This is a genomic window from Pseudoalteromonas sp. (assembly GCF_018402495.1).
In the GTDB taxonomy this organism is placed as follows: Bacteria; Pseudomonadota; Gammaproteobacteria; order Enterobacterales; family Alteromonadaceae; genus Pseudoalteromonas.
The window spans coordinates 116666-141918 of sequence record NZ_JAGYIU010000004.1; the positions used below are offsets into that span (position 1 = coordinate 116666).

The window sequence follows — 25253 nt, forward strand, 5'->3', positions numbered from 1 at the left end:
TTAAAGCTTAAAAAGCGCAATTAGATTAGGGTCTGTTTATCTTTCAAGGTTAAATTTGCAGCAGTCTGTTTGGTATTGAGGCAAGGCAGAGCCTATGTGGTGTGGTTACTTCCCATAAATAGGCGATAACGCAGTATCAATGCCAAATAGGCGCAGCCCGAAGGGTTTTATCTAGGAGTATACCTTCATGGGTAGTAGTAAGAGGTGGTCAGGACGCGGGAACTTAGCTTCTTTTGTAATAGCCTGGGAAGCGCTTGTTTGGCGAGTTTTTTATGATCACACACATTCAAATTGGATCCCCACTTTTTTAAGATAGAGCTGTTCTTGGTCTAAGTCAGCTTGAAGTAGAGTATGCTCTTGTAAGTAGTTATCACTAAAATTAATAAATAAACCCAAATTGCTCGCGCTTATTTCCATATCCGGCTTTAAACTCACTTGGCGTTTTTGATTAAATAAAATTGCCAAGCGTAAGATAACAATAAGCTTGAGCACATGTTTTTGAGAAATTGTTAAAAACTCAGGCAGCTCTGCCAGTTTAATTTTTTTCCGATAAAATCGTATAAGTGAGCTTAAAATAAGTTGCTCTTGTTGTGTAAAGCCGGGTAATTGACTATGTGCAACTATGTAAGCACTGTGTTTATTAATCCCCGAAGAGTTAATAGACAAGCCAATTTCGTGTAACTTTGCAGCCCAAGTTAATAAAGCTAAATCGTCGTTGTTATCTAAATACCACACATCTTTTAACTGTTTATAGAGCCAAGTTGCAGTATCGGCAACACGTGTAGCATGCAATTTATCTGCGGTATAACGTTCACTTAAATTATTAATGGTGTTTGAGCGAATATCTTTATCTGCTAGTTTTTGTTGCATTTCATGCAGTAACCCTTCACGCAATGAAAAGTCACTGTAGGTGAGCTCTTTGATAGTAAACTCAGTAAATATAGTAATTAAAATAGCCAAACCACCGCATATGCTTTGTTTGCGCTCTGGTGTGAGTCCTGCAATATTTAAATTATTAATATGTTTAGCATTAATAAATTGCTGTTTTAACGAGAGTAGATCATTGTAGGTCAGATTATGTTGCTGCTGGGTAGTCGCGCTTATCATCGCTAATATTGACTTAATAGTACCCGAGGTGCCAATAACCATTTGCCAGTTTTCAGTGACATAATTAGAAAAAATAGCCTCGAGTTCTTGTTCGGCTCTTATTTGAGCGTTGTTAAATCGTTTTGCGGTTATTTTACCATCGGTAAAAAACTGTTTGGTAAAGCTAACACAGCCCATATTTCGACTGGATAAAAGTTTATGCTCAAAATGTTTACCTATTATCAGCTCAGTACTGCCACCACCAATATCGATAACTAAGCGGTTTTCTTCATTGTGGATATAATGAGCGACACCTTGATAAATAAGACGTGCTTCTTCTTGCCCTGATATAACGTTAATGTGAAAAGGAAATACAGCGCTGGCTTGGGCTAAAAAAGCATTAATATTTTTAGCGCGACGAAAAGTATAAGTAGCCGCAACTTTTACATTGCAGGCAGGAAAGTCGTGCAAGGTTTTAGCAAATTGCTTTAGTACTAGCAGTGCGCGGTCTATTGCAGCTTGGCTTAAGCGAAATTTATCATCTAACCCATCGGCTAAATAAACGCGTTGTTTTTCTTTGTGTAAAATTTGCAAAGTGCCGTTTACTTCTCGGGCAACCACTAAATGAAAGCTGTTTGAGCCTAAGTCAACGGCGGCAATTGAAGAATGATCATTCATTATAGTAAGTGTGTTCCCATTTTTTTAGGTAGTCGTAAGTCGCAATTTGTGAACGAATTTTTTTACGGTTACCACGTCTTACGTAGGTATTTTTTTGCTCTCTATCGATAATGCGTGCTTTAGTGCGATCTTTAAATTGCAGCTCTAATATGTCAATAATAAGACGTTTTAGTTTAAAGTTTAAAATAGGAACGCCGACCTCAACACGATGATCTAGATTACGTGTCATCCAATCAGCAGATGAAATAAACACTTTTTCATCGCCATCATTACCAAATACCATCACCCGAGGGTGCTCCAAAAAGCGGTCAACAATGCTTATTATCTTAATATTGTCGCTAAGATTAGGTATCCCGGGGATTAGTGAGCACATCCCACGAACTATAATTCTAATTTTAACGCCCATTTGTCCAGCAAGATAAAGCCTATCGATTAGCTCTTTATCGACAAGATTATTCACTTTTACGTCAATTTTGCCGGGCCTTCCTTTTTCAACATGCTTAATCTCGTTAGTGATTAAATAAAGAAGCGTGTTGCGGGCATTGATAGGCGAAAGCATTAAATAGTCAAACTTAAATGACTTGTAGCTGCTTTGTATAAATCTGAATACGTTATCACTCTCCTCACAGATGCCAGGATGGCGAGTAAATAAACTAAAGTCTGTATAAATTTTGGCTGTTTTTTCGTTGAAATTACCTGTACCAATATGGGCATATTTTACTATCTGACCTTTTTCTTTTCGATGCACAATACATAATTTACTATGAACTTTGAGTGCAGGAATGCCAAAAATAACTTTAATACCTGCGCTGCTTAACACCTTTGCCCATTCAATATTATTTTGCTCGTCAAAACGTGCTTTTAGCTCAACCATTACTGTTACTAATTTACCGTTTTTAGCGGCATTAATAAGTGAAGAAATAAGCCTAGATTTGCTTGCTACTCGATAAATATTAACTTTTATTTGCGTGACTTTAGGATCGAAGGCGGCTTGGCGAACATATTCAAGTAGGTGGTTAAAAGTATGATAGGGGTAATATAGTAAAATATCTTGTGCGCTAATGGCGTCAAATACGCTGGTATGTTTGTTAAACGCACTGCTTTGTAATGCTGGCAGTGGTTTGTTTTCCAGGTATTGGCGTCCTACATTAGGAAAGGTAATAAAATCTCGAAAGTTGCGATAACGTCCACCTGGAATTAACGCATCATGATGTGTAACACCTAGGCGCTTTTTCATTACTTTTAGCATGCTCTCTGGCATGGCATGATCGTAAACCAAGCGAACTGGCTCGGCATAAATACGCTGCTTTAACCCTTTAGACATTTGATCAAGCAAGCCGGCTTCTAGTTCATCATCTAAATTGTATTGTGCATCTCGGGTTAACTTTATTGCATAACCTTCAATGTTTTTGTACGAAAAAAAGCTACTAAATACATCATTTAAAAAGTAAGTGATTAGATCATCAAGCATGACAATCGTTTTATGTCGGCGTGTTTTTTCTGGTGGCAAGTTTATAAATCGCTCAACTCTGTCTGTTGGCACCTCGAGCATTGCATAATGACTTTTTTCATCACTCATCTCTACAAATAAGTAAGTCATGGTGTCATTTATATAGTCGGAGTAATCTTTGTTTTCATTGAGTAAAATTGGCGAAATATGTTGTAAAACATGGTCATGAAAGTAATTTTTTAACCAATTTAAATGAAATTCACTCAACTCTTCGGGGTGGCAAACGTGAATATTATGGTTATGTAAGTCGTTTAATACTTGCTGGTGGACGTGGTTAAATTTTTTACCTAATTGCAGTACTTTTTTTTGTATTTCGCTAAGTAATATTTCATCTTCTTCAAAGTGAGCATCCGGGAGCTTATTTAATAAAATTCGGCGCTTAACATCGGCAACACGGACTCTAAAAAACTCATCTAAATTATTCGAAAAAATACCTAAAAAACGCATACGCTCAATAATGGGGTTACTTTTATCTTTTGCTTCTTGCAATACACGCTCGTTGAATGACAGCCAGCTTAGTTCTTTTGCAAAATATTTAGTTGTTTGAGGAGGATCTATATGGGCGTTCATATCTATTCCGTTATTAGAATATGTTTAATAATTTACTTTTGGGCTGAGAATACGATCATGACGTTATCGAATAAAAAGAAATAAAAGCAGTGAACGAAGCGGCCCTTTCATACTTAAAAATACGCCATTTAGATGACATAAAAATGACTACCGTGTCATTTTTATGCCAATGACAGTGATAGTTTATGCTTTTTCAATATCTACAATGAGATCATTTGTAATTGACTCAAGTGCATTAATAACTTCATCTTTGTTGAGCCCATTAGGTAGGCTAACAGTGGCAACAGCGCTAAAAATTGGCACTCCCCAGTTTGGCGCACTTTGTTGCTTTGAATTTAAGTTTGTAATATTGGCGCCTTTATGGCGAATAACACTTGCTAGCTCTTGCACTATACCAGGGCGATCGTTGCCGGTGATCACAAAATTAAGCTGCTCGAGTTCAACCGGTTCAATTTCAGTATTGCCTTTTTCGATGCGCACGTCTAATTTCGGAAGCCCATTAAGTGCATCTTGAAATGCTTGCAAATGCTCTTCGGCCACTTCAACTTGTATAATGCCTGCAAAGTGCCCAAGTAAGTGACTTAAATTACTGCTTAGCCAATTACCGTGGTTTTCTAATATAACGGATGAAATACTTTCTACTAAACCGGGGCGATCTTCCCCTAAAATGGTTATTACCAACTGCTTCATAATCGTTCTCTTTATTCAGCCCAAATGAAAAATAAATGCACAGGCATTAAGTGATGCGATCTAATGTATTTAATTCTAAATGTATGTAAAAACTAACCACAAAAGGATTGTTATATCTTAAAAGGTTACTTTATTGTTGTTATATTAGACGCCTATTGAGTATTGTCTTGGATAAATAATTTGTCCAATTAATTTATTAATAAAGCAAAAATAAATATAAGCATAACTTTACGCTAAGGGTGTACAGACCTTATTGTTATTTTTTAGTTCCCGTAAGGAATTATTACGACTGTAACATTACTGTCACGTTGATGAAATATAATGCGCCCAACGTTAAAATTTAAGGGTGTTTTGATGACTTCAAATCCGAATAAACCGACTTTTAATACGGATCGAAGCCGTCTATTTAAAGATCGGTTTGCCCAATTTGGCATAACCGCAGGCGGTATAATGGTATTAATAGCATTGCTATTAATCTTTTTTTACCTTCTTTATGTAGTGCAGCCTATTTTCGAGTCAGCAAAAGTTGAAAAGCGCGCCAGCTTTAATGTCGCTAATGCGGATCAAATAGTTGGGCTTGGTGTTGAAGAGCAAACTGAGGTTGCTTATTTGCTTGATAAACAAGGTCAAGTTAACTTTTATAGTGTTGATAAGGCGAACTTTGGTAAAAAGCTCGAAACACTTAATGCTGCGTTATCAGGGCAAGTAACTAGCTTTGCAAACAGCGCTCCGTTTCAAGGTCACTATGCATATGGTCTCGAAAATGGCACTGTAACTATTGTTAAGCCTAAGTTTTTGGTAACTTTTCCCAATAATGAGCGAAAATTATCCCCGCGTTTAGGCTACCCTCTAGGTGAGATGGCTCTCGAGGTTGATGAGCAAGGTGTAGCTATTAAGCGTTTTGCCTTTAGCCATTACGAAGATAAAACAGCCGTGATTGCCCTCACTGCCGATAAACGTGTGGTGTTTAGTAGTTTTGTTGCACAAGAAAATATGTTTACCGGTGAAGTCGAATGGCAAGTTGAGCGAACAGAGCTTAACATTGATGGTCGTATAGATGAGCTATTAATATCGCCGGATACCACCCGCACATTTGTGCGTTCTGCTAATCAAATTTATGTATTTGATACTCGCTACCCAAGTGAGGTTGAGCAAATTCAATTATTATCTGCCAATGAAGAAAACGCGAATATTGTATCATCGCAATTATTAGCTGGCGCAAATTCACTTATGCTTGCAAATGATAATGGTGAAATATCGCAATGGTTTGAAGTAAATACTGATTCAGGGCGCGAGTTTCAAAAAATTCGTTCATTTGAAACGACTAAGCAAAGCAAGTTAAATATTTTTACAGAATTCTATCGTCGCACCTTTTTTACAACCGGTCAAAATGGTGAATTAGGGCTTTATTACACAACCAGTGAAGCAAAGTTATGGCAAGGTAAAGTCAGTGATGGTGCAATTGAGCAGTTTGCCATTGCTCCGCGTTCAAATGCGGCACTCATTTTGGCTGATAACAAGCTTACTGTTCTAGATGTTTATAACGAACATCCAGAGGTAACGTGGTCAGCGCTTTGGCAAGAAGTGTGGTACGAAGGTTACCCTGAACCGGGTTATATTTGGCAATCAACTTCAGCTAGTGATGATTTTGAATCTAAGTTTTCATTGGTACCTATTTCATTTGGTACATTAAAAGCTGCTATGTACGCAATGTTATTTGCTGTGCCAATCGCTATTTCAGCGGCCATTTATACCGCTTATTTTATGTCGAGTGAGCTACGTCGCGTTGTTAAGCCGACGGTTGAAATAATGGAAGCACTGCCTACGGTAATACTCGGCTTTTTAGCAGGCCTGTGGTTAGCACCTCTAATTGAAGAGCATTTACCAGCTATTGTCGGTTTACTCGTATTACTGCCATTAGGCATTTTAGCAACCGCTTTAGGCTGGACTAAATTACCTGCAGCTATTCGTCATAAAATTCCTGAAGGGTCTCACTCCATTTTATTAATTCCAGTGGTACTGTTTATAGGATGGTTATCGTTTGCGATGAGTGAAAGTGTTGAATTGTGGATGTTTGATGGCAATGTGCGTCAATACTTAACCAATGAATTGGGCTTGACGTTCGATCAGCGTAACTCGCTTGTGGTTGGTATTGCAATGGGCTTTGCGGTTATTCCGACTATATATTCAATTGCCGAAGATGCGGTATTTAGTGTTCCTAAACATTTATCGAATGGTTCTTTAGCACTGGGTGCTACGCAGTGGCAAACGCTGATTAGTGTTGTGTTACTAACAGCAAGTCCAGGTATTTTTTCTGCGGTAATGATGGGATTAGGTCGTGCCGTAGGTGAAACTATGATTGTACTGATGGCAACCGGTAATACCCCTATTATGGACTGGAGTATTTTCCAAGGTATGCGTACGTTAGCCGCCAATATTGCCGTTGAAATGCCTGAGTCGGAAGTGGGCAGTTCGCATTATCGAATTCTGTTCTTGGCGGCGTTTGTATTGTTCATATTTACCTTTATTTTTAACACGCTAGCTGAGTTTGTTCGTCAGCGATTACGTGAAAAATATAGCTCAATGTAAGTGGAGAAACACGACATGGTAAAGCAGTGGTTTAAGTCTGGTTCTCCTTGGATTTGGATGACCGGTGGTGCTGTTAGCATCAGTTTAATTTCAGTTATTGGTTTGTTAGCCATGATTGCATGGAAAGGGTTAAGCTTTTTTTGGCCTTCTCAAGTGGTGCAGTTTGAGCTTGAAGGTTCAATTGCTAAGCAAACCGTCATTGGTGAAATTTACGACCGAGAATTAGTACCAAAGTCGCGTTTAGCGGCAACGGGTATTGATGTGAGTCAATTTGAAAAAGACGAGATTGAGCGTTTTTTGATTAAAACCGGTAACCGTGAATATGTTAATTTAGATTTTCGATGGATACTCGAGACCGATATCAAGCAAAGATCTGCACCTAAAGCGTTGGCGGTATTTGAGCGCAATAAAAACGGTAATTTTTATGGCTATGTGCAAAGCGTAATTAAAGATGGGGAAACGGTAAAAACAGATAAAGTTGAAACCTTATATGAGCTTGTGGATCGTGCTGTTGAGTTAAATGACCAAGCACTGGATTTACAAAATGGTGATATTGGTCGGATAAACTACGAACTAGAACGTTTACGGTTACAAGAAAAAGCGTACCTGCTTGATAACGAACTGACCGATGAGCGTGTTGCAGAACTTGCTCAAGCCCGTGCTGATTTACGTGCTCAATATGGCGAATTAGAAAAAGAGTTATTTGCTCTGCGTAAACTGGCTAAACGTGATCAGGTTACAGTTAAAGACATGCGCGGTGAAGTGGTTACTATTCCTATTTATCAAGTGTTAGATGTGTGGTTTCCAAACGATATGGGCTTTTTCGCCAAGTTAGGTCACTACTTTGTTCAGCTTGGTAAGTTTGTTTCTGATGATCCACGTGAAGCTAATACCGAAGGCGGTGTATTTCCTGCTATATTTGGTACGGTGTTTATGGTGATGCTTATGGCGGTAATAGTGACACCGTTTGGTGTGGTTGCTGCGATTTATTTGCATGAATATGCAGCCAAAAATGCAATTACCAAGATGATTCGTATTGCGGTTATTAATTTAGCCGGTGTTCCGTCAATTGTTTATGGGGTATTTGGTTTAGGGTTTTTCGTGTATGTACTGGGTGGGAGTTTAGATCAGCTCTTTTATCCAGAAGCATCGCCTTCACCAGTATTTGGTACTCCGGGGGTTTTATGGTCGGCACTCACCTTGGCTATATTAACTCTGCCTGTGGTAATTGTGTCAACCGAGGAAGGTTTATCTCGTATTCCAAGCACAGTACGTGATGGTTCATTAGCACTGGGCGCGACTAAGGTAGAAACGCTGTGGCGAATCATTATTCCTATGGCCAGCCCTGCTATTATGACGGGGTTAATTTTAGCGGTTGCTCGTGCTGCGGGTGAAGTTGCACCGCTTATGTTGGTAGGTGTGGTGAAAATGGCACCAACGCTGCCGCTTGATGGTAACTTCCCTTATATACACTTAGATAGAAAGTTCATGCACTTAGGTTTTCATATTTACGATGTTGGTTTTCAAAGTCCGAACGTTGAGGCTGCACGTCCGCTGGTATATGCAACAGCCTTTTTGTTAGTGTCGGTTATTATTACCCTTAACATCACAGCCATTGGTATACGTAATCACTTACGTGAAAAATTCAGATCGCTTGAGCATTAATTTAGTATAGGTAACAAACATGATTACAGTCGCTCCACAAGTAAACCAAGCAAAGCCAAGCTTGAAGTTAGATTTAAATAATTTAACTGACGAACAAAAAGCGCTAGAAATTAAAGATCTCGACCTTTACTACGGTGATAAACAAGCGCTGAGTAAAGTGAATATGAATATCCCTAAAGGCCAAGTAACGGCGTTTATTGGGCCATCGGGTTGTGGTAAATCAACCTTGTTGCGTTGTATTAACCGCATGAACGACTTAGTTGATATTTGTCGTATTGAGGGTGAAATAATTCTGCATGGGCAAAATATTTACGATAAAAGTGTTGATGTTGCTGCGCTTCGTCGTAATGTTGGTATGGTGTTCCAGCGCCCAAATCCGTTTCCAAAATCAATTTATGAAAATGTGGTATATGGTCTTCGCTTGCAAGGGATTAAAGAAAAGCGCAAGCTGGATGAAGTGGTTGAGCAATCATTACGCGGTGCAGCACTTTGGGATGAAGTAAAAGACAGGCTTCACGATAGCGCATTTGGTTTATCGGGCGGTCAGCAACAACGCTTAGTGATAGCTCGCTCTATTGCGATAGAACCTGAGGTATTACTACTTGATGAGCCAACATCAGCACTTGACCCTATTTCCACGTTGGTAATTGAAGAGTTAATTAATGATCTAAAGAATAAATTTACCGTGGTTATTGTTACGCACAACATGCAACAAGCAGCGCGTGTATCTGATCAAACCGCATTTATGTATATGGGTGAATTAATCGAGTATTCAGATACCAATACATTATTTACCACACCTGCGAAGAAAAAAACAGAAGATTATATTACCGGACGCTACGGTTAGTCGGTTTAAAACGCTAAGGCAATAAATTATTAAAGAGAGTTACTATGGAACACAACATTAATAAACATATTTCTGGCCGTTTTAACCAAGAGCTAGAAAACGTTCGTAATCATGTATTGAGTATGGGCGGACTCGTTGAGCAGCAACTTAATAGTGCGCTTGATGCAGTAAGTCAAAATGATGCTGCGCTTGCACAAAAAGTACGTGAAAACGACTACAAAGTAAACGCTATGGAGGTCAGCATTGATGAGGACTGTACCCGAATTATTGCTAAACGCCAACCAGCAGCAAGTGACTTACGTTTGGTCATTGCAATTGCGAAAACAATTGCTGATTTAGAAAGAATTGGTGATGAAGCTAAGCGAATTGCTAAAGTTGCACTAGACTCATTTACGAAAGATCAGCAAGACTTACTCGTAAATATTGAAAACATGGGTCGCCAAGTATCTAAAATGTTGCATGACGTGTTAGATGCATTTGCACGAATGGACGTGCAACGTGCATTTGAAGTGCATAAAGAGGATGCTAAAGTGGATAGGGAATATGAAGCAATCACCCGTCAAATAATGACTTATATGATGGAAGATCCACGCTCAATTCCTAAAATTATGGATTTAGTGTGGTCTGTACGGTCATTAGAACGCATCGGCGATCGCTGCCAAAATATTGCCGAATATGTCATCTATTTTGTAAACGGCAAAGATATTCGTCATATATCTCAAGAAGATATTGAAAAATCGCTGTAGTGATACAAATAACTAGCAAATAAGAAAGGCAGTAATACACTGCCTTTTTTATTTTTTGTAAATAATTGAATGAGAAAAAGCGTTCACAATCTAGCTTAATGCTGTAAAATTCACACTGAACAGCATATTGAATTGATTAAAGGGTCAGTTATGCCAACAAATTTTTTAGGTGTTTTTGCTAAATCCCCTATAAAACCAATAGAAGAGCACATCAGAAAAGCGCATCAAGCGAGTGAAAGTTTGATACCTTTTTTTAATCATGTCTTTAAAGAAGAGTGGCAACAAGCTGAAGAGCTACGTTTAACTATTCGTAATTTAGAACGTGAAGCCGATGAAATGAAAAGAACTATACGCTTACAACTACCTGGCGGATTATTCATGCCGGTAGAGCGTACAGACCTTCTCGAATTAGTAACCCAACAAGACAAAATTGCCAATAAAGCAAAAGACATTGCTGGGCGCGTAATTGGTCGTGAGATGATTATACCAAAAGAGATTCAAGAAGATTTTTTGGCATATGTAACTCGTTGTGTTGATGCAACAAAACAAGCATCTAAAGCGATTAATGAATTAGAAGAATTGTTAGAAACGGGCTTTAAAGGCAGAGAAGTTACTCTGGTTGAAAAAATGCTCGTAGAATTGGATGCCATAGAACAAGACACGGATGAAATGCAAATTAGAATACGCCGCCAGCTACGACAAGTAGAAAGTGAGCTAAATCCAGTAGATGTGATGTTTTTATACAAAATCATTGAATGGGTTGGCGAGCTTGCAGATATTGCAGAGCGCGTAGGATCACGTCTTGAGCTGATGTTAGCTCGTTAATTTAAAATCAGTTCAAACACGAAAGATTAAGGTTATACAATGGATATCATTGCATCTTACGGCACGGCATTAATTTTAATTGCCGCGGCCGTCGGCTTTTTTATGGCTTATGGTATTGGCGCAAACGATGTTGCTAATGCAATGGGTACATCCGTCGGTTCAAAAGCACTTACTATTAAACAAGCGATTTTTATCGCGATGATCTTTGAATTTGCAGGTGCTTATTTAGCCGGTGGTGAGGTTACATCAACAATCCGCAAAGGCATTATTGAAGCAGCCCCATTTGCTGATATTCCGGAGCTTATGGTTCTAGGAATGATCGCTTCTTTATTTGCTGCAGGTAGTTGGTTATTAATAGCCTCATTTTTAGGTTGGCCAGTTTCAACGACTCATTCAATTATTGGCGCTATAATCGGTTTTGCCTTGGTTGCTGTTGGCTCTGAAGCTATTCAGTGGGGAAAGGTTGCTGGCATTGTGGGTAGTTGGGTTGTGACTCCTGCCATTTCTGGCTTTATTGCTTATTTAATATTTATGAGTGCGCAAAAGCTGATTTTTGATACGGATGCTCCACTTAAAAATGCAAAACGCTTTGTGCCAATATACATGGGTTTAGCTGGCTTTATTATGGCGCTTGTGACCATTACAAAAGGCTTAAAGCACATAGGTATTAATTTAGGTACCTTTGAAGGTTTTGCTATTTCTATTGGTATAGCGCTACTCGTTGCTGTTATTGGTAAAATTGCAATTGCACGTTTAAACATCGACCCTCAAGCGGATCGAGAAATGCAATTTAACAATGTAGAGAAAGTGTTTGCAGTACTTATGGTACTAACCGCATGTTGTATGGCATTTGCTCATGGTTCTAACGACGTTGCTAACGCAATTGGGCCGCTAGCTGCGGTTGTAAATATTGTTGAAAATAATGGTGAAATTGCTAAACAGGCAGCTATTGCTTGGTGGATACTGCCACTGGGTGGTTTAGGTATTGTTGCCGGTCTGGCTATTTTGGGTAAAAAAGTAATTAAAACTATTGGTGAAGGTATTACACATTTAACACCTAGTCGTGGTTTTGCTGCTGAATTAGCTGCTGCATCTACCGTTGTTATTGCATCAGGTACAGGTTTGCCTATTTCAACTACACAAACCCTAGTAGGTGCTGTGTTGGGTGTTGGTATGGCACGTGGTATTGCTGCACTTAATATGGGTGTAATAAGAAATATTGTTGTTTCTTGGGTAATTACATTGCCAGTTGGTGCTGCCCTTGCTATTGTTATTTTCTACGTACTGAGAACCGCTTTTGGGGTTTAACAAAAAGTACTTAAAAGACTTTTAGCTTGAAAAGATCTCAATACCCTTGGTGTTGGGGTCTTTTTATTTGTGGAAAGAAAAATGACTAATCTCCCTAGTATAAAGCAGCTACAGTATTTACTAGCTGTACATCAACATCAACACTTTGGCCGAGCAGCAAGTGCCTGTTTTATCGGTCAATCAACGCTGAGCACCGCGATTCAAAATTTAGAAGAAACGTTAGGGTGTCAGCTTATTGAGCGAGAAAACCGTAGTCTTATGTTTACCACCATAGGTGAAGAGGTGGTTGAGCGCTCAAGAAAAATTATTAACGACACTATTAGTTTAAAAGAGCTCACTAAAAGCTTTTTAACACCGCTTAGCGGCACATTAACGTTAGGTGTTATCCCCACTATTGCCAGCTTTATTGCGGCGCCTTTGTATCACTTTTGTCAGCAAACATTTGCTGATTTAGAGTTGGTTTTAGTTGAGGACACCAGTGACAAATTACTCGATAAGTTAGAGCATGGGCAAATTGACTTAGCGTTATTGGCTTTGCCGTACGCAACTGATAAGTTCCATACTCAAGTACTTGCACAAGATCATTTTAGCTTAGTACACCACAAAGACTACACACCAGCCAAGGACATTAAAGACTTCAATTTATTACCTGAAGCCAGTGTTTTTTTACTTGAGCGAGAACACTGTATGACTGGGCATGCGCTCAGTGCGTGCCACTTAAATCGCTCCAGTTGTATAAATCCCTTTGAGGCGGCTAGCTTACATACTTTATTGAGTATGGTTGAGTATAAACTTGGCGTGACTTTTTTACCGCAAATGGCCATTAACGCCGGTATTTTAGAAAATAAAGACATGCTTGCTACGCCATCGCAAGGCGATGCCTATCGTGATATTGGTGTACTGTGGCGCAAAACAACTGGGCGTATTCGTGACTTTAAATTGTTTAGCCAACAGTTAGAAATATTTTTGAAAAAGCAATGCAGCGTAGATTTTAAGTAGTGTAAATTAGGTAAAAAAAGCCTATTAACTAATCGATTAATAGGCTCAATAACATAGGGAACTAAAGTGGTTGTTTGTGCTGGTTGTGGTAGTTATTAAGCGGCGGTAAAAACAGTAAGTAAACCCATACTACAATGTTAAAGTAAGGTACCAGTCCAAGCACTGTAAAAGTTTTTACAGGATACCCTTTAAGCTGAGCGTATTTGTAACATTGAATCGCAATAGCAAAGTGTATAAACAACAATAACGTGATTAATTGCGTCATAAACATCCTCCTTATGGTCAAATGCCTACCCTTAATAGCTTAGACATCTAGACGACAGCAAATAAAGATGTCATGTAAAATTAAGTTAGTTACTTAATTTCCATGACATTGTGCTATCAATGAGCAAAGTATAGTTTAGAAAGACGATTTTGGAAGTAATAAATTGCTTAAATTTGTTTATTAATGTTTATACAGATGTGAGAGTATCTTGATAAAAAATAGGGTTACTTTTAATTTTTTCTAACTCAATCAGTACATTGTCAATTGGTACCGGGCGAGCAATAAAGTAGCCTTGCCCATAGTCTACGCCTATTTCTTTAAGTGCAAAAAACACTTCTGCTGTTTCTACATATTCTGCTACAGAGCGTTTATCCAGCGAGCAACTAATGTCATTTATGGCTTTTACTAACGCTAAATCAATGGAATCGTTAAGCATATCGCGTACAAACGAGCCGTCAATTTTTACATGCTGAGCTGGAAGTTGCTTTAAGTAATTAAAGGTACTAAATCCGGTGCCAAAATCATCAATTGAAAAATGACAGCCTAAATCATTTAACCGTTCAATCATTTTGCGCGTCGCTGTTAAATTATTAATACTGGCTGACTCGGTTATTTCAAAAATAATTTTTGAAGGAGGCACTTGGTATTGTTCGAGGCTTGACTCTATCAACGGAAGTAAACGTTCATCTAAAAATGATTGTGCCGATAAGTTAATTGCCACTTGAAGAAGCTCTGGATGCGCAGCAACACTCGCAATACTGTTACGAATAACACATTGATCCATTAAAAAGGTGTCATTGAGCATTTCCAATGAGGGAATAAATTGATTTGGGTAAATAAGCTCGTCGTCGAGTTTTAATCGCAGTAGCACTTCAAAGTAAGCAACCTGGTTCGTTTTAAAATTCCAAATGGGTTGGTAGTGAAGTTCTATACTGTCTTGCTGTAGTGCTTGGCGTACTCCATGACCCCACTCTAAGCCAGTTTGCAGGGCATTATTTTCACCGTCTTGTTTTGAATAACAATGTACTAAGTTTCGGCCTAAGTTTTTAGCAATATATAACGCAATATCTGATTGCTTTAAACATTCATTTGGGTCGCAGTTATCAGCAGTAATTTGAGTTAAGCCAATAGAGCAGCTAATTGAATACACTTGTTCTTCTGATTTAAATTGGTTGCCTTCAATGGCACTACAAATCCCCTCTGCAATTAAATGTGCATCTAATAAATTGGTGTTTTTAAGGATCACCGCAAATTCATCGCCACCAACGCGGCAGATCAGGTGCTCATTACTAATATTGGCAATAAACAGTTGTGCCACTTCTTTTAAAACAATATCGCCTTGTTGGTGACCTTTACTGTCGTTGATTATTTTAAAGTGATCAAGGTCGATATAAATAAGCGCATGCTCAATATTTGCATAGGTATTGTCGCTCTGGCAAATATAATTAAGTTGTTGGTCAAAGTAATAACGATTATGTAGGCCAGTTAAGGTGTCATGCAGTGCTAAGTGGCGTAATTGCAGCTCTGCTTGTTTACGCTCGTGAATGTTATCGAGTGTGGCGGTGATAGTGGCATTGCTACTGCTATTTTTAATGAGTTGAAGGCGACATTCAACCCACACCGAATTACCACTTTTTTGACGTAGTTTAACTTCTATTTTTTGTTTATTTGCGCCACCTTGTAAAATATCATCAATAGTGGATTGTAACGGCTGCTGATAATCTGAGGTACAAAATGAAGTGAGTGGCTGTTTTAAGGTTGATTTAACTCCAAAGCCGCTCAAAGATTCCCATGCAGGGTTTATAAAGCGAATATTGCCTTGCTGGTCTAGCTCAAGCACCACGGTGTTTAGGTGTAATAAAATACGTTGATGCGCTGAAAACAGGTCGCGATATTTTACTTCACTAATACTTAGCTGCTGTACCTTATTAGCAAATTCAGCATAGCTCACCATAAAGTCTTCACGACGAGCAGCGTGGTCACAGACTTTATTTAAAAATGAGGGGTCGTAAGGAGCGCGAATAAAGTCGGTAACGCCTGAAAGTAATAACTGCTCGGCGTAATCGGCATCGTTTTTATCAATAATAGTAACAATGGCTTGCTGAGGGTTATGCTGCAGAATTTTTTCGACTAATTGATTTGAGCTTTCTGCTTGTGCCGCTGTGGCATCAAGTAGCACGATGGCAAAAGGCTGCTGATTATAAGCACTTAGCGCCGCTTTCTCAGTTGTAACATGGGTGATAGCAAAGTTAAGTTTTAATTGCTCACTCATATCGTTCGCCCTGCTGGTAAAGGGTTCTAATAACAACAGGTTTAAGCGACTGCTTTTTTCTAAATGGCTCGATAGTACATTCGCTAGTATTTGCGGCAGTATATCTTGGCGCTCAAAAGGGAGCACAGCATCTATGCCATAGCTGCGCGCAGTAGTTTCCGCGATACGCTCACAATAAATAGGCGGAATAAGTAAAATAGGTGTATTTTTAGGTGTGTTTAGTAGCCCTGAACGGATCATGCGTGAAAAGCGCCAGCCATCAATCTTACCTACATCTAGGCCCGTGATGATTATATTTACACTTTTATTTTTTAATATTTTTAAGGCGTCTTGGCTATCTGATGCTTCAATGAACTCAAACACATTAAGCCTCTCTAACGTGGCACGAATAGTTTGGCGCTCATCATCACTTGCATTCAATATTAGCAATTTAAGCTGTTTTGCCACGTAGGTACCACTCCGAGAGATGCAGATAATAAAACAATAAGAGTAATGATATTTAGCGATAAGAACAAGCGTAATTAGCCGCTATTTTAAATGTAGTTAATTGGTGGCGAATTAGGGAGAATATAGGGGGTATCTTGAGGTTCATTACTAATAGCTAAATACCCAAACCACCTCAAAATGCAGAATTCAGCGCTTCACAGGGGCTTAATATCAAGGCGATACTTTGCAGTAACGGTCGTCCCTTTCAAGAAGTAGCAACGATGAGAGTATGCCCCTGTGAAACGCCCATGGGTTGGCTTAAAAGCGATTTATACTGCGTTATTGATATTAATAATAGAACCACTATTATTTGCAATCAATGCCTTGCCTAAATCGCTTTTAATTCCAACGATACTCGCATTTTGAGGTGGTTTGGGTATACACTTGGCGCGATTTTAAATGATGTGGAATTCTAACAATGCGCGTAGCTGATTTTAGCTTTGACTTACCTGATGAATTAATTGCTCGTTTTCCAAAAGCAGATAGAACGAGTAGCCGTTTATTGAGCCTAAACGGGCCAACTGGTGAGATTGAGCATAAGATATTTAGTGACATACTTGAGCTTGTAAACGAAAACGATTTACTGGTTTTTAATAATACCAAGGTTATACCTGCGCGTATGTTTGGTCAAAAAGAGTCTGGTGGTAAAGTTGAGGTACTCGTTGAACGCGTATTAGACGAACACCGCGTACTTGCGCATATTCGTGCGAGTAAATCCCCAAAGCCAGGTAATGTACTCATTTTAGAGGGCAAAGCAAAAGCTATTATGGTGGCACGCCACGATACTTTATTTGAGCTTGAGTTTGACCGCAGTGAAAATGTGCTCGACATTTTAAATGATGTGGGCCATATGCCGCTTCCTCCTTACATAGACCGCCCAGATAACGAAGCGGATCGTGAGCGATACCAAACAGTATATGGCGAAAAGCCAGGCGCTGTTGCTGCACCTACGGCAGGTCTTCATTTTGACGATAAACTCATGGCTGCGCTTAAAGATAAAGGCGTGCAAATGGCGTTTGTAACCTTGCACGTTGGTGCTGGCACCTTTCAGCCTGTAAGAGTTGAGAGTGTTGATGAGCACATTATGCACTCTGAATATATTGAAGTGCCGCAAGATGTGGTTGATGCGGTTGCAAGCACCAAAGCTAAAGGCGGGCGAGTGATTGCAGTAGGTACAACTTCAGTGCGATCACTAGAGTCGGCAGCAAAAATACATGACGGCAAGTTAGATACTTACTTTGGTGATACCGATATCTTTATTTTTCCGGGTTATCAATTTAACGTTGTTGATGCCATGGTCACCAACTTCCATTTACCTGAATCAACTCTAATTATGCTGGTCAGTGCCTTTGCAGGGCAAGACAATATTATGGGCGCATATAATACCGCGATTGAGCAACAGTATCGCTTTTTTAGTTATGGCGATGCGATGTTTTTAACCCGTAAATAATTTATAGCGCCCCCTTTTTATTTTACTCGAAGGGGCAGTGAATTTATCTATGGTAATAGTAATGATGGGGTAAAAAGGGTAGAATCGAGCGGTTAAATTATAGCTTGTTGGACTGTTTTTCCGACACAGAGGATATTATGAAATTTGAATTAGACTGCACTGATGGTAAAGCGCGCCGCGGCCGCTTGATTTTTGACCGAGGTGTAATAGAAACACCGGCGTTTATGCCAGTAGGCACTTACGGCACGGTTAAAGGTATGACACCTGATGAAGTAAAGGCAACCGGCGCACAAATTTGTTTAGGCAATACGTTTCATTTAATGCTGCGCCCAGGCACTGAAATCATTAAACAGCATGGTGATTTACACGATTTTATGAATTGGGATTTTCCAATTCTTACTGACTCAGGTGGTTTCCAAGTATTTAGCCTTGGCGCAATGCGTAAAATCACTGAAGAAGGCGTGATGTTCCAATCGCCTGTAAATGGTGACCAAATTATGATGTCGCCAGAAAAGTCAATGGAAGTGCAGCGTGATCTTGGCTCAGATATCGTGATGATATTTGACGAATGCACGCCATATCCTGCCACCGAAAAAGAAGCAAAAGACTCTATGGAGCTTTCTCTTCGTTGGGCTAAGCGTTCAAAAGAAGGGCATGGAGACAACCCATCAGCGTTGTTTGGTATTATTCAAGGCGGTATGTATCCTGAGCTTCGTGCACAATCACAAGCGGGCCTTGAAGAAATTGGTTTTGATGGTTATGCACTCGGTGGTTTATCGGTGGGTGAGCCTAAACATGAAATGATTAATATTCTTGATCATTGTGCTTATAAAATGCCAGAAAATAAACCGCGTTACCTAATGGGTGTAGGCAAGCCAGAAGACCTAGTTGAGTCGGTTCGCCGTGGTATAGATATGTTTGACTGTGTAATGCCAACGCGTAATGCACGTAACGGTCATTTATTCATTACTACTGGCATCATAAAAATTCGTAACGCAGTGCATAAAACAGATACTGGTCCACTTGATCCCGAGTGTGATTGCCATACCTGTAATCATTATTCGCGCGCCTATTTGCATCATTTAGACAAATGTAACGAAATTTTGGGCGCACGACTAAACACCATCCATAACTTACGATACTATCAACGTGTTATGGAAGGTTTACGCAATGCTATCAGCGAAGGTCAATTAGAAGCATTCGTTCACGATTTTTACGCTCGCCGAGGCCAAGAAGTGCCAGAGCTTGCGGATACTACAAATTAAAATTTAAAAATTAAAGAGGAAGTCTTATGAGTTTATTTATTTCAAACGCGCATGCAAGCGCTGGTGCACCTGCAGCAGGCGGCGGTATGGAAATGCTAATTATGTTAGCGATTTTTGGTTTGGTTTTTTACTTTTTAATTTACCGTCCGCAAGCTAAGCGCGTTAAAGAGCATAAAAGCTTAATGAGCGCGATGGCAAAAGGCGATGAAGTACTCACCCAAGGTGGTTTAGTGGGTAAAATCGTAAAAATTGCTGAAGATAAAGACTTCATCGTTATCTCATTAAATGAGCAAGCGGAAGTGACAGTACAAAAATCAGCAGTTTCTGCTGTACTGCCTAAAGGCACAATGAAGTCGCTATAAAAATAATAAGGATAGCCCCGTGTTAAACAAGTTTCCAATTTGGAAGTATTTACTTGTTTTAGCTGTGTTAGCCATTGGCCTTTTATATGCTTCACCAAACTTGTATGGCCGTGATCCGGCCATACAAGTTTCTGGCGCTAAAGGCACCGATGTTGACCTCAGTGTAGTAGACAAAGTAAACGCAATCCTTAAAAAAGATAACGTCAGTGCTAAATCGACGAAATTAGAAGGCGGACAAATTCTTGTTCGCTTTAAAAACGTTGAAGACCAACTAAAAGCGCAAGACTTACTGCGTAACTCGCTTAGTAACGATTATATTTCAGCCATTAATATGGCACCGGCACAGCCGGCTTGGTTAAAGTCGCTTGGCGGTGAACCTATGAAATTAGGTCTAGATTTAAGTGGTGGTGTGCATTTTACCATGGAAATTGACATGGTGACTGCAGTTGATAATCAGCTTGAACAAATGGAGCAAGATTTCCGTAGCGACCTGCGTGAAGAAAAACTACGTTATCGTAGTGTGCGCCGTGTAGCGGGCACTGAGCGTATGCGTGTGGAAATGCGTAACGAAGAAGACAAAGAAGCCGCAGAGCGCTTTTTAGAAAGCCGTTACCCATTAAACGTTTATATTGATGATAGCAGTAACGATAATGCTTTTTATGCCACGATGAGTGAGCAAAAGCTAAAAGAAATTCGTGATTATGCTATCAAGCAAAACGAAACCATTATTCGTAACCGTATCAACCAAATTGGGGTTGCAGAGCCAAACGTACAGCGTCAAGGGGCTGAACGTATTATTGTGCAATTACCGGGTATTCAAGATACAGCACGTGCTAAAGAAATTTTAGGTGCAACGGCTACGCTTGAGTTTCGTGAAGTTGATGAAAATGCCGATCCAAGTGCCGCTGCCCAAGGTCGCATTCCACCTGGTACTGAAATGATCATGAGTCGTGATGGTTACCCTGTGGTACTAAAAAAACGCATTATTCTTGAAGGTAGCCATATTACTGGCGCGCAGTCGGGTATGGATGAATACCAGCGTCCACAAGTAAGCATTAAACTCGATAGCAAAGGCGGGGCAAAAATGAATGCCTTCACCAAACGTGCTATTGGTAAACGTATGGCTACCGTGTTTATTGAGTACAAGCCATCGGGTAAAAAAGACAGCGACGGTAAAGCACTTCCGCCGATTAAAGTGGAAGAAGTGATTAACGTAGCAACCATTCAAGCGCGTCTTGACCGATCATTTCGTATTACCGGCATTGATAACCCTGCTGAAGCGCATAACTTAAGTTTACTATTACGTGCAGGTGCACTAGTTGCGCCTATTCAAATAGTAGAAGAACGTACGGTTGGGCCAAGCCTAGGTCAAGAAAACATTGAAGCAGGTATGACCGCTGTAGCCTTAGGTTTTGCGTTTGTGCTGGCCTTTATGCTTATTTACTACAAAGGTTTTGGTCTTGTTGCGAATATTGCATTGGCTGCCAACTTAGTACTTATTATTGGTGTAATGTCGTTAATTCCAGGCGCAACACTCACTCTGCCAGGTATCGCGGGTATTGTATTAACTGTGGGTATGGCTGTTGATGCGAACGTACTTATTTTTGAACGTATCCGTGAAGAGCTCGCAGATGGCCGTAGCCCTCAACAAGCCGTTCATTTTGGCTATGATAGTGCCTTTAGTACTATTTTTGATGCCAATATTACCACATTAATTGCAGCGATTATCTTGTTTGCAGTAGGAACTGGTCCTGTTGCAGGCTTTGCGGTAACCCTAGCAATTGGTATTTTAACCTCTATGTTTACAGCAATTATAGGTACCCGTGCGGTGATCAACCTATTTATTGGTGGTAAACGTATAGATAAACTTTCAATTTAAGGAGCAGGCATGCAAATTTTAAGATTGGGCGGAAAAACCCTTCGTTTCATGTCTCTTCGAAAAGTGGCAATGGGTTTTTCTACGTTATTAATTTTAGCGTCGCTTACGTCACTTTTTGTTAAAGGCTTAAACTTTGGTTTAGATTTTACCGGTGGTACAGCGGTTGAGGTGGGTTTTTCACAACCTGCTGACTTACAAAAAGTACGTAGCGTGCTTGCTGAAAACGATTTTGCTGATGCCTCGGTACAGCTCTTTGGTTCAAGCCAAGACATATTGGTACGTTTAGCTCCTCGCGGTGATGATGTAAAAGCAGAGGTGATTGGTAACCAAGTTATTGAGGCGCTCCAAAAAGCCGATGACAGCGTAGTAATGCGCCGAATTGAGTTTGTAGGCCCAAGCGTAGGTGAAGACTTAAAAGAGCAGGGTGGCTTGGCCATGTTAACTGCGCTTATATGTATTTTAATTTATGTGGCATTTCGCTTTGAGTGGCGCTTTGCTGTGGGTGCAGTTGGCGCATTATTACACGATGTGATTATCACTATTGGTTTGTTCTCAGCCCTTGGTTTAGAGTTTGACCTAACGATTTTGGCTGCAATACTCGCTGTGATAGGTTATTCATTAAACGATACCATTGTTGTATCAGACCGTATTCGTGAAAACTTTCGTAAAGTACGTATTGATGACACCATTGAAATTATCGATATGTCACTTACGCAAACACTTAACCGTACCTTAGTAACCTCAATCACCACTATTTTAGTATTGATTGCACTCTTTGTATGGGGCGGCCAAACTATTCATGGCTTTGCTACCGCACTGTTGTTTGGTGTATTTATTGGTACTTATTCTTCAGTTTACGTTTCAAGTTCATTAGCTATTACTATGGGCGTAAGTAAAGAAGATTTAATACCTGAAGTGGTTGAAAAAGAAGGGGCTGATTTAGACTCAATGCCTTAATTGAGATTAAATTATCTTTTAATAAAACCGCTCCTTGTGAGCGGTTTTTTATTGGCTGTGGCTACCTGCAACACAATTGTCATATTCAATTGATATTTTACTGCTCTTATTTAATTTTGATCAGAGCTAATAGTGACTGAGCAGCGTAAAGCCTTAGAATCAATTTTACAACAAGGCGCAATAAAAACCTTGTTTCAACCTATTTTTGATATTGCTAAGCAATCTATTATTGGTTACGAAGCGCTTAGTCGCGGCCCTGAAAATAGTCAGCTAGCTATGCCAAATAAGCTATTTGAAACAGCTCAAAAATATCAATTGATTTCGGAGCTTGAGCTTTTATGCCGTTCTCGCGCGATTGAAAACTTTGTAAAACTAAATCTACAAGGGAAGTTGTTTTTAAATGTTAGTCCTAATATTCTACTCGATCCCAGCCATCCTAAAGGCGAAACCCTACATTTAATTGAACAGTTTGGTCTTGCAGCTAATCGTGTGGTGATTGAAGTGACCGAACAAGAAAAAGTAGATGACGGGTCTTTATTATTAAAAACCATTGCGCACTATCGGGAGTTAGGCTTTACCATTGCTATTGACGACCTTGGTGCAGGTTATTCAGGGTTAAAACAATGGTCTCAATTATGCCCAGACATGGTAAAAATTGATCGCTACTTTATTGACCATTGCGATCAAAGCGAAGTAAAAAAAGAGTTTCTAAAATCAATCATGGTACTCGCGCGGGCAACAAATACAGCGGTGATTGCTGAAGGGGTTGAACGTACTGAAGAGCTAGATTTAATCAAAAATATAGGCATAAGCAATGTGCAGGGTTTTTTGTTAGAAAGACCCAGTCAACAACCAAGCTATGACTATAGCTGTAAGCAGTTACAGGCACTAACAGTTAAACAAGCTGTTGCAAAATTTGAACAGTCAATGGCAATAGGTGTGCTTGCTATTGCTCAACCTGCAATTAGTAGCGACACGCGCTGTAAAGAAGCTCATATACTTTTTGAACAAGACAAGCGTATAATCAGCTTACCGGTTTTGAATAGCCAGCAGCAGCCAATAGGGCTATTACACAAAGATCAGCTAACAGAAGTGTTTGCCGCGCCTTATGGGCATGCGCTTTATGATAAGTGTGAAGTGACAGAATTGATGGATAAGCAGCCTCTGGTGGTTGATGAAAACCAGATGCTCGATATTGTGTCTCAACAAATAACAGAGCAAGACTTTGATATTCGTCGCCATATTATTATCACACGTAATAACACATATTTAGGTTTGGCACCGCTCAGAGATATATTAAAGCACATTACAGCAGAAAAAATCCGCCACGCCCAACACGCTAATCCTCTTACCATGTTACCGGGTAATGTTGCAATTAGTGAGGTAATAGAGCAGCGGCTACAAAATAAACAACCATTTTCACTAGCCTATATTGATTTAAATCATTTTAAACAATTTAATGATTTGTATGGTTATGCCAGTGGTGACAGCGTGATTAAACTATTGGCCGACGTGACTGTAAAAGCCTGTGCCAATAGTGCCAACTTTGTTGGGCATATTGGTGGCGATGACTTTATGGTGGTGTTTGAAAAAAAAGACGCGGTAGAGGTGTGTAATACCATTATCACGCAATTTGAATCACAGTCGCGGGTATTTTTTACGCCAGAGCACATTGCTGAAAAAGGGTATTGGGCCACTAATCGAGAGGGCGAAAAGCAGTTTGTACCTTTACTGACATTGTCGATAGGTTTAGTTGAGCCGGATCTGCAGCAGTGTAAAAATAGCCATCAAGTGGCGGCATTAGCAACCGATGCTAAAAAAGAAGCAAAGCGTTATCGTCATAGTTACTTATTTATTTGTAATCGAAGAAGGCCTGCCCCCGCCGTTGTGCGTTTATCTAATAACCCCAGTGAACAACTTAAAAAAAGAGGTTAACAAAAAAGGAGCCGAAGCTCCTTTTTACTGTACGATTAACGTAATAACGACTCAGATAATACTGGGCGCATTTCACGAACAATCGCTTGTGTTAGCTTAGGTGCACCACAAATAACGTTACCGCTCACGTTGTAGTTATTACCGCCAGCAAAATCAACAACCATGCCGCCAGCTTCTTTAACTAATAGCTCGCCTGCTGCTGTATCCCACGGTTTTAAACCAATTTCAAAGAAACCATCAACACGACCCGCTGCAACATACGCCATATCAAGTGCTGCAGAACCTGCACGACGAATATCAGCCGTATGCAAGAATAATGCTTTAAACGCTTCAGAATATGCATCTAAGTGGTGTTTTTGTTTGAAAGGAAAACCTGTTGCAAGAATAGAACCGGCAAGTTCAACCGTTTTAGATACACGTAAACGTTTGCTGTTTAACTGTGCGCCTTGACCGCGAGAAGCGGTGAAAAGCTCGCCACGAATTGGATCGTAAATCACGGCTTGGTCTAAACGACCTTTAACTTTAAGTGCAATAGATACTGCGAAATGAGGGATACCCTTTATGAAGTTAGTTGTGCCATCAAGTGGGTCAACAATCCATTGGTAATCAGCATCCTTACCTTTGTGTTCGCCTAACTCTTCACCAACGATGCAGTGATCAGGGTAAGAACGTAAAATAGTGTCACGAATTACGGCTTCGGCTTCTTTATCAATGTTCGTAACTAAATCATTAGTGCCTTTTTGTTGCACTTCAACTTTTGATAAGTCTTCACTTGCACGAAGAATAAGCTTGCCTGCGTTACGCGCAGCGCGAACCGCAATGTTTAACATTGGATGCATGGTATTACCTTTGGGTTGTAAAAGAACGTT

19 protein-coding genes are annotated in these 25253 nt (G+C 39.8%); 13 read left to right on the plus strand and 6 right to left on the minus strand.

Annotation, left to right across the window (positions count from 1 at the left end):
* Positions 1–276: 276 nt before the first annotated feature.
* The 3 genes from ppx to KG708_RS12930 all read right to left on the minus strand — a co-directional run bounded on the left by ppx (position 277) and on the right by KG708_RS12930 (position 4534).
* A complete protein-coding gene (gene ppx, locus KG708_RS12920) occupies positions 277–1764 on the minus strand; it encodes an exopolyphosphatase (RefSeq protein WP_213610376.1) in 1488 nt (495 codons plus the stop codon).
* Complete coding sequence (ppk1, locus tag KG708_RS12925) at positions 1757–3844, minus strand: polyphosphate kinase 1 (RefSeq protein ID WP_213610378.1); 2088 nt, start codon at positions 3842–3844, stop codon at positions 1757–1759. The genes ppx and ppk1 overlap by 8 nt, the downstream gene beginning before the upstream one ends.
* Before the next feature lie 183 nt (positions 3845–4027).
* Positions 4028–4534: an ACT domain-containing protein gene (locus KG708_RS12930; RefSeq protein ID WP_213610380.1), complete on the minus strand. Its 507-nt coding sequence runs from the start codon at positions 4532–4534 to the stop codon at positions 4028–4030.
* Positions 4535–4888: 354 nt separating this feature from the next.
* On the opposite strand from KG708_RS12930, the gene KG708_RS12935 reads away from it, so the two are divergent.
* The 7 genes from KG708_RS12935 (at position 4889) to KG708_RS12965 (ending at position 13513) form a co-directional block, all read left to right on the plus strand.
* On the plus strand, positions 4889–7123 hold the full coding sequence (locus tag KG708_RS12935) for an ABC transporter permease subunit (RefSeq protein ID WP_213610382.1): 2235 nt from the start codon (positions 4889–4891) through the stop codon (positions 7121–7123).
* A gap of 15 nt (positions 7124–7138) precedes the next feature.
* Positions 7139–8788, plus strand: a complete 1650-nt coding sequence (pstA, locus tag KG708_RS12940) for a phosphate ABC transporter permease PstA (protein ID WP_213610384.1) — start codon at positions 7139–7141, stop codon at positions 8786–8788.
* Positions 8789–8807: 19 nt separating this feature from the next.
* Positions 8808–9635, plus strand: coding sequence for a phosphate ABC transporter ATP-binding protein PstB (pstB, locus tag KG708_RS12945; protein WP_213610386.1), 828 nt, complete (start codon positions 8808–8810; stop codon positions 9633–9635).
* Positions 9636–9679: 44 nt separating this feature from the next.
* A complete protein-coding gene (phoU, locus tag KG708_RS12950) occupies positions 9680–10381 on the plus strand; it encodes a phosphate signaling complex protein PhoU (RefSeq protein WP_213610388.1) in 702 nt (233 codons plus the stop codon).
* A 150-nt stretch (positions 10382–10531) separates the two neighbouring features.
* Positions 10532–11206 carry a TIGR00153 family protein gene (locus KG708_RS12955; protein WP_213610390.1) on the plus strand — a complete coding sequence of 225 codons (675 nt, stop codon included), beginning with the start codon at positions 10532–10534 and terminating at the stop codon, positions 11204–11206.
* 39 nt (positions 11207–11245) lie between these two features.
* Complete coding sequence (locus KG708_RS12960; RefSeq protein ID WP_213610392.1) at positions 11246–12514, plus strand: inorganic phosphate transporter; 1269 nt, start codon at positions 11246–11248, stop codon at positions 12512–12514.
* A gap of 81 nt (positions 12515–12595) precedes the next feature.
* A complete protein-coding gene (locus KG708_RS12965; protein WP_213610394.1) occupies positions 12596–13513 on the plus strand; it encodes a hydrogen peroxide-inducible genes activator in 918 nt (305 codons plus the stop codon).
* 61 nt (positions 13514–13574) lie between these two features.
* Here the strand turns inward: KG708_RS12965 and KG708_RS12970 are convergent, their stop codons facing one another.
* The gene (locus KG708_RS12970) at positions 13575–13778 is read right to left on the minus strand and encodes a hypothetical protein (RefSeq protein WP_213610396.1); all 204 of its coding nucleotides are present in this window, start codon (positions 13776–13778) and stop codon (positions 13575–13577) included.
* Positions 13779–13965: 187 nt separating this feature from the next.
* Positions 13966–16497, minus strand: coding sequence for an EAL domain-containing protein (locus KG708_RS12975; RefSeq protein WP_213610398.1), 2532 nt, complete (start codon positions 16495–16497; stop codon positions 13966–13968).
* A gap of 457 nt (positions 16498–16954) precedes the next feature.
* Here KG708_RS12975 and queA point away from each other — a divergent pair, with 457 nt between their 5' ends.
* The 6 genes from queA (at position 16955) to KG708_RS13005 (ending at position 24384) form a co-directional block, all read left to right on the plus strand.
* Positions 16955–17986 (plus strand): tRNA preQ1(34) S-adenosylmethionine ribosyltransferase-isomerase QueA, encoded by a 1032-nt coding sequence (gene queA, locus KG708_RS12980; RefSeq protein WP_213610400.1) that lies wholly within the window; start codon positions 16955–16957, stop codon positions 17984–17986.
* A gap of 137 nt (positions 17987–18123) precedes the next feature.
* Positions 18124–19251 (plus strand): tRNA guanosine(34) transglycosylase Tgt, encoded by a 1128-nt coding sequence (gene tgt, locus KG708_RS12985; protein WP_213610402.1) that lies wholly within the window; start codon positions 18124–18126, stop codon positions 19249–19251.
* Between the two features lie 26 nt (positions 19252–19277).
* Positions 19278–19613, plus strand: a complete 336-nt coding sequence (gene yajC, locus KG708_RS12990; protein WP_010391747.1) for a preprotein translocase subunit YajC — start codon at positions 19278–19280, stop codon at positions 19611–19613.
* Positions 19614–19632: 19 nt separating this feature from the next.
* Positions 19633–21492 (plus strand): protein translocase subunit SecD, encoded by a 1860-nt coding sequence (gene secD, locus KG708_RS12995; RefSeq protein WP_213610404.1) that lies wholly within the window; start codon positions 19633–19635, stop codon positions 21490–21492.
* Positions 21493–21501: 9 nt separating this feature from the next.
* The gene (secF, locus tag KG708_RS13000; protein WP_213610406.1) at positions 21502–22449 is read left to right on the plus strand and encodes a protein translocase subunit SecF; all 948 of its coding nucleotides are present in this window, start codon (positions 21502–21504) and stop codon (positions 22447–22449) included.
* Positions 22450–22581: 132 nt separating this feature from the next.
* On the plus strand, positions 22582–24384 hold the full coding sequence (locus KG708_RS13005) for an EAL domain-containing protein (RefSeq protein ID WP_213610408.1): 1803 nt from the start codon (positions 22582–22584) through the stop codon (positions 24382–24384).
* A gap of 35 nt (positions 24385–24419) precedes the next feature.
* Here the strand turns inward: KG708_RS13005 and suhB are convergent, their stop codons facing one another.
* Positions 24420–25223 carry an inositol-1-monophosphatase gene (gene suhB / locus KG708_RS13010; RefSeq protein WP_213610410.1) on the minus strand — a complete coding sequence of 268 codons (804 nt, stop codon included), beginning with the start codon at positions 25221–25223 and terminating at the stop codon, positions 24420–24422.
* Between the last annotated feature and the right edge of the window lie 30 nt (positions 25224–25253).

Coding starts and splice junctions, on each gene's coding strand:
- ppx (WP_213610376.1), bottom strand. CDS start 1,764: ATGAATGATCATTCTTCAATTGCCGCCGTTGACTTAGGCTCAAACAGC.
- ppk1 (WP_213610378.1), bottom strand. CDS start 3,844: ATGAACGCCCATATAGATCCTCCTCAAACAACTAAATATTTTGCAAAA.
- KG708_RS12930 (WP_213610380.1), bottom strand. CDS start 4,534: ATGAAGCAGTTGGTAATAACCATTTTAGGGGAAGATCGCCCCGGTTTA.
- KG708_RS12935 (WP_213610382.1), top strand. CDS start 4,889: ATGACTTCAAATCCGAATAAACCGACTTTTAATACGGATCGAAGCCGT.
- pstA (WP_213610384.1), top strand. CDS start 7,139: ATGGTAAAGCAGTGGTTTAAGTCTGGTTCTCCTTGGATTTGGATGACC.
- pstB (WP_213610386.1), top strand. CDS start 8,808: ATGATTACAGTCGCTCCACAAGTAAACCAAGCAAAGCCAAGCTTGAAG.
- phoU (WP_213610388.1), top strand. CDS start 9,680: ATGGAACACAACATTAATAAACATATTTCTGGCCGTTTTAACCAAGAG.
- KG708_RS12955 (WP_213610390.1), top strand. CDS start 10,532: ATGCCAACAAATTTTTTAGGTGTTTTTGCTAAATCCCCTATAAAACCA.
- KG708_RS12960 (WP_213610392.1), top strand. CDS start 11,246: ATGGATATCATTGCATCTTACGGCACGGCATTAATTTTAATTGCCGCG.
- KG708_RS12965 (WP_213610394.1), top strand. CDS start 12,596: ATGACTAATCTCCCTAGTATAAAGCAGCTACAGTATTTACTAGCTGTA.
- KG708_RS12970 (WP_213610396.1), bottom strand. CDS start 13,778: ATGACGCAATTAATCACGTTATTGTTGTTTATACACTTTGCTATTGCG.
- queA (WP_213610400.1), top strand. CDS start 16,955: ATGCGCGTAGCTGATTTTAGCTTTGACTTACCTGATGAATTAATTGCT.
- tgt (WP_213610402.1), top strand. CDS start 18,124: ATGAAATTTGAATTAGACTGCACTGATGGTAAAGCGCGCCGCGGCCGC.
- yajC (WP_010391747.1), top strand. CDS start 19,278: ATGAGTTTATTTATTTCAAACGCGCATGCAAGCGCTGGTGCACCTGCA.
- secF (WP_213610406.1), top strand. CDS start 21,502: ATGCAAATTTTAAGATTGGGCGGAAAAACCCTTCGTTTCATGTCTCTT.
- suhB (WP_213610410.1), bottom strand. CDS start 25,223: ATGCATCCAATGTTAAACATTGCGGTTCGCGCTGCGCGTAACGCAGGC.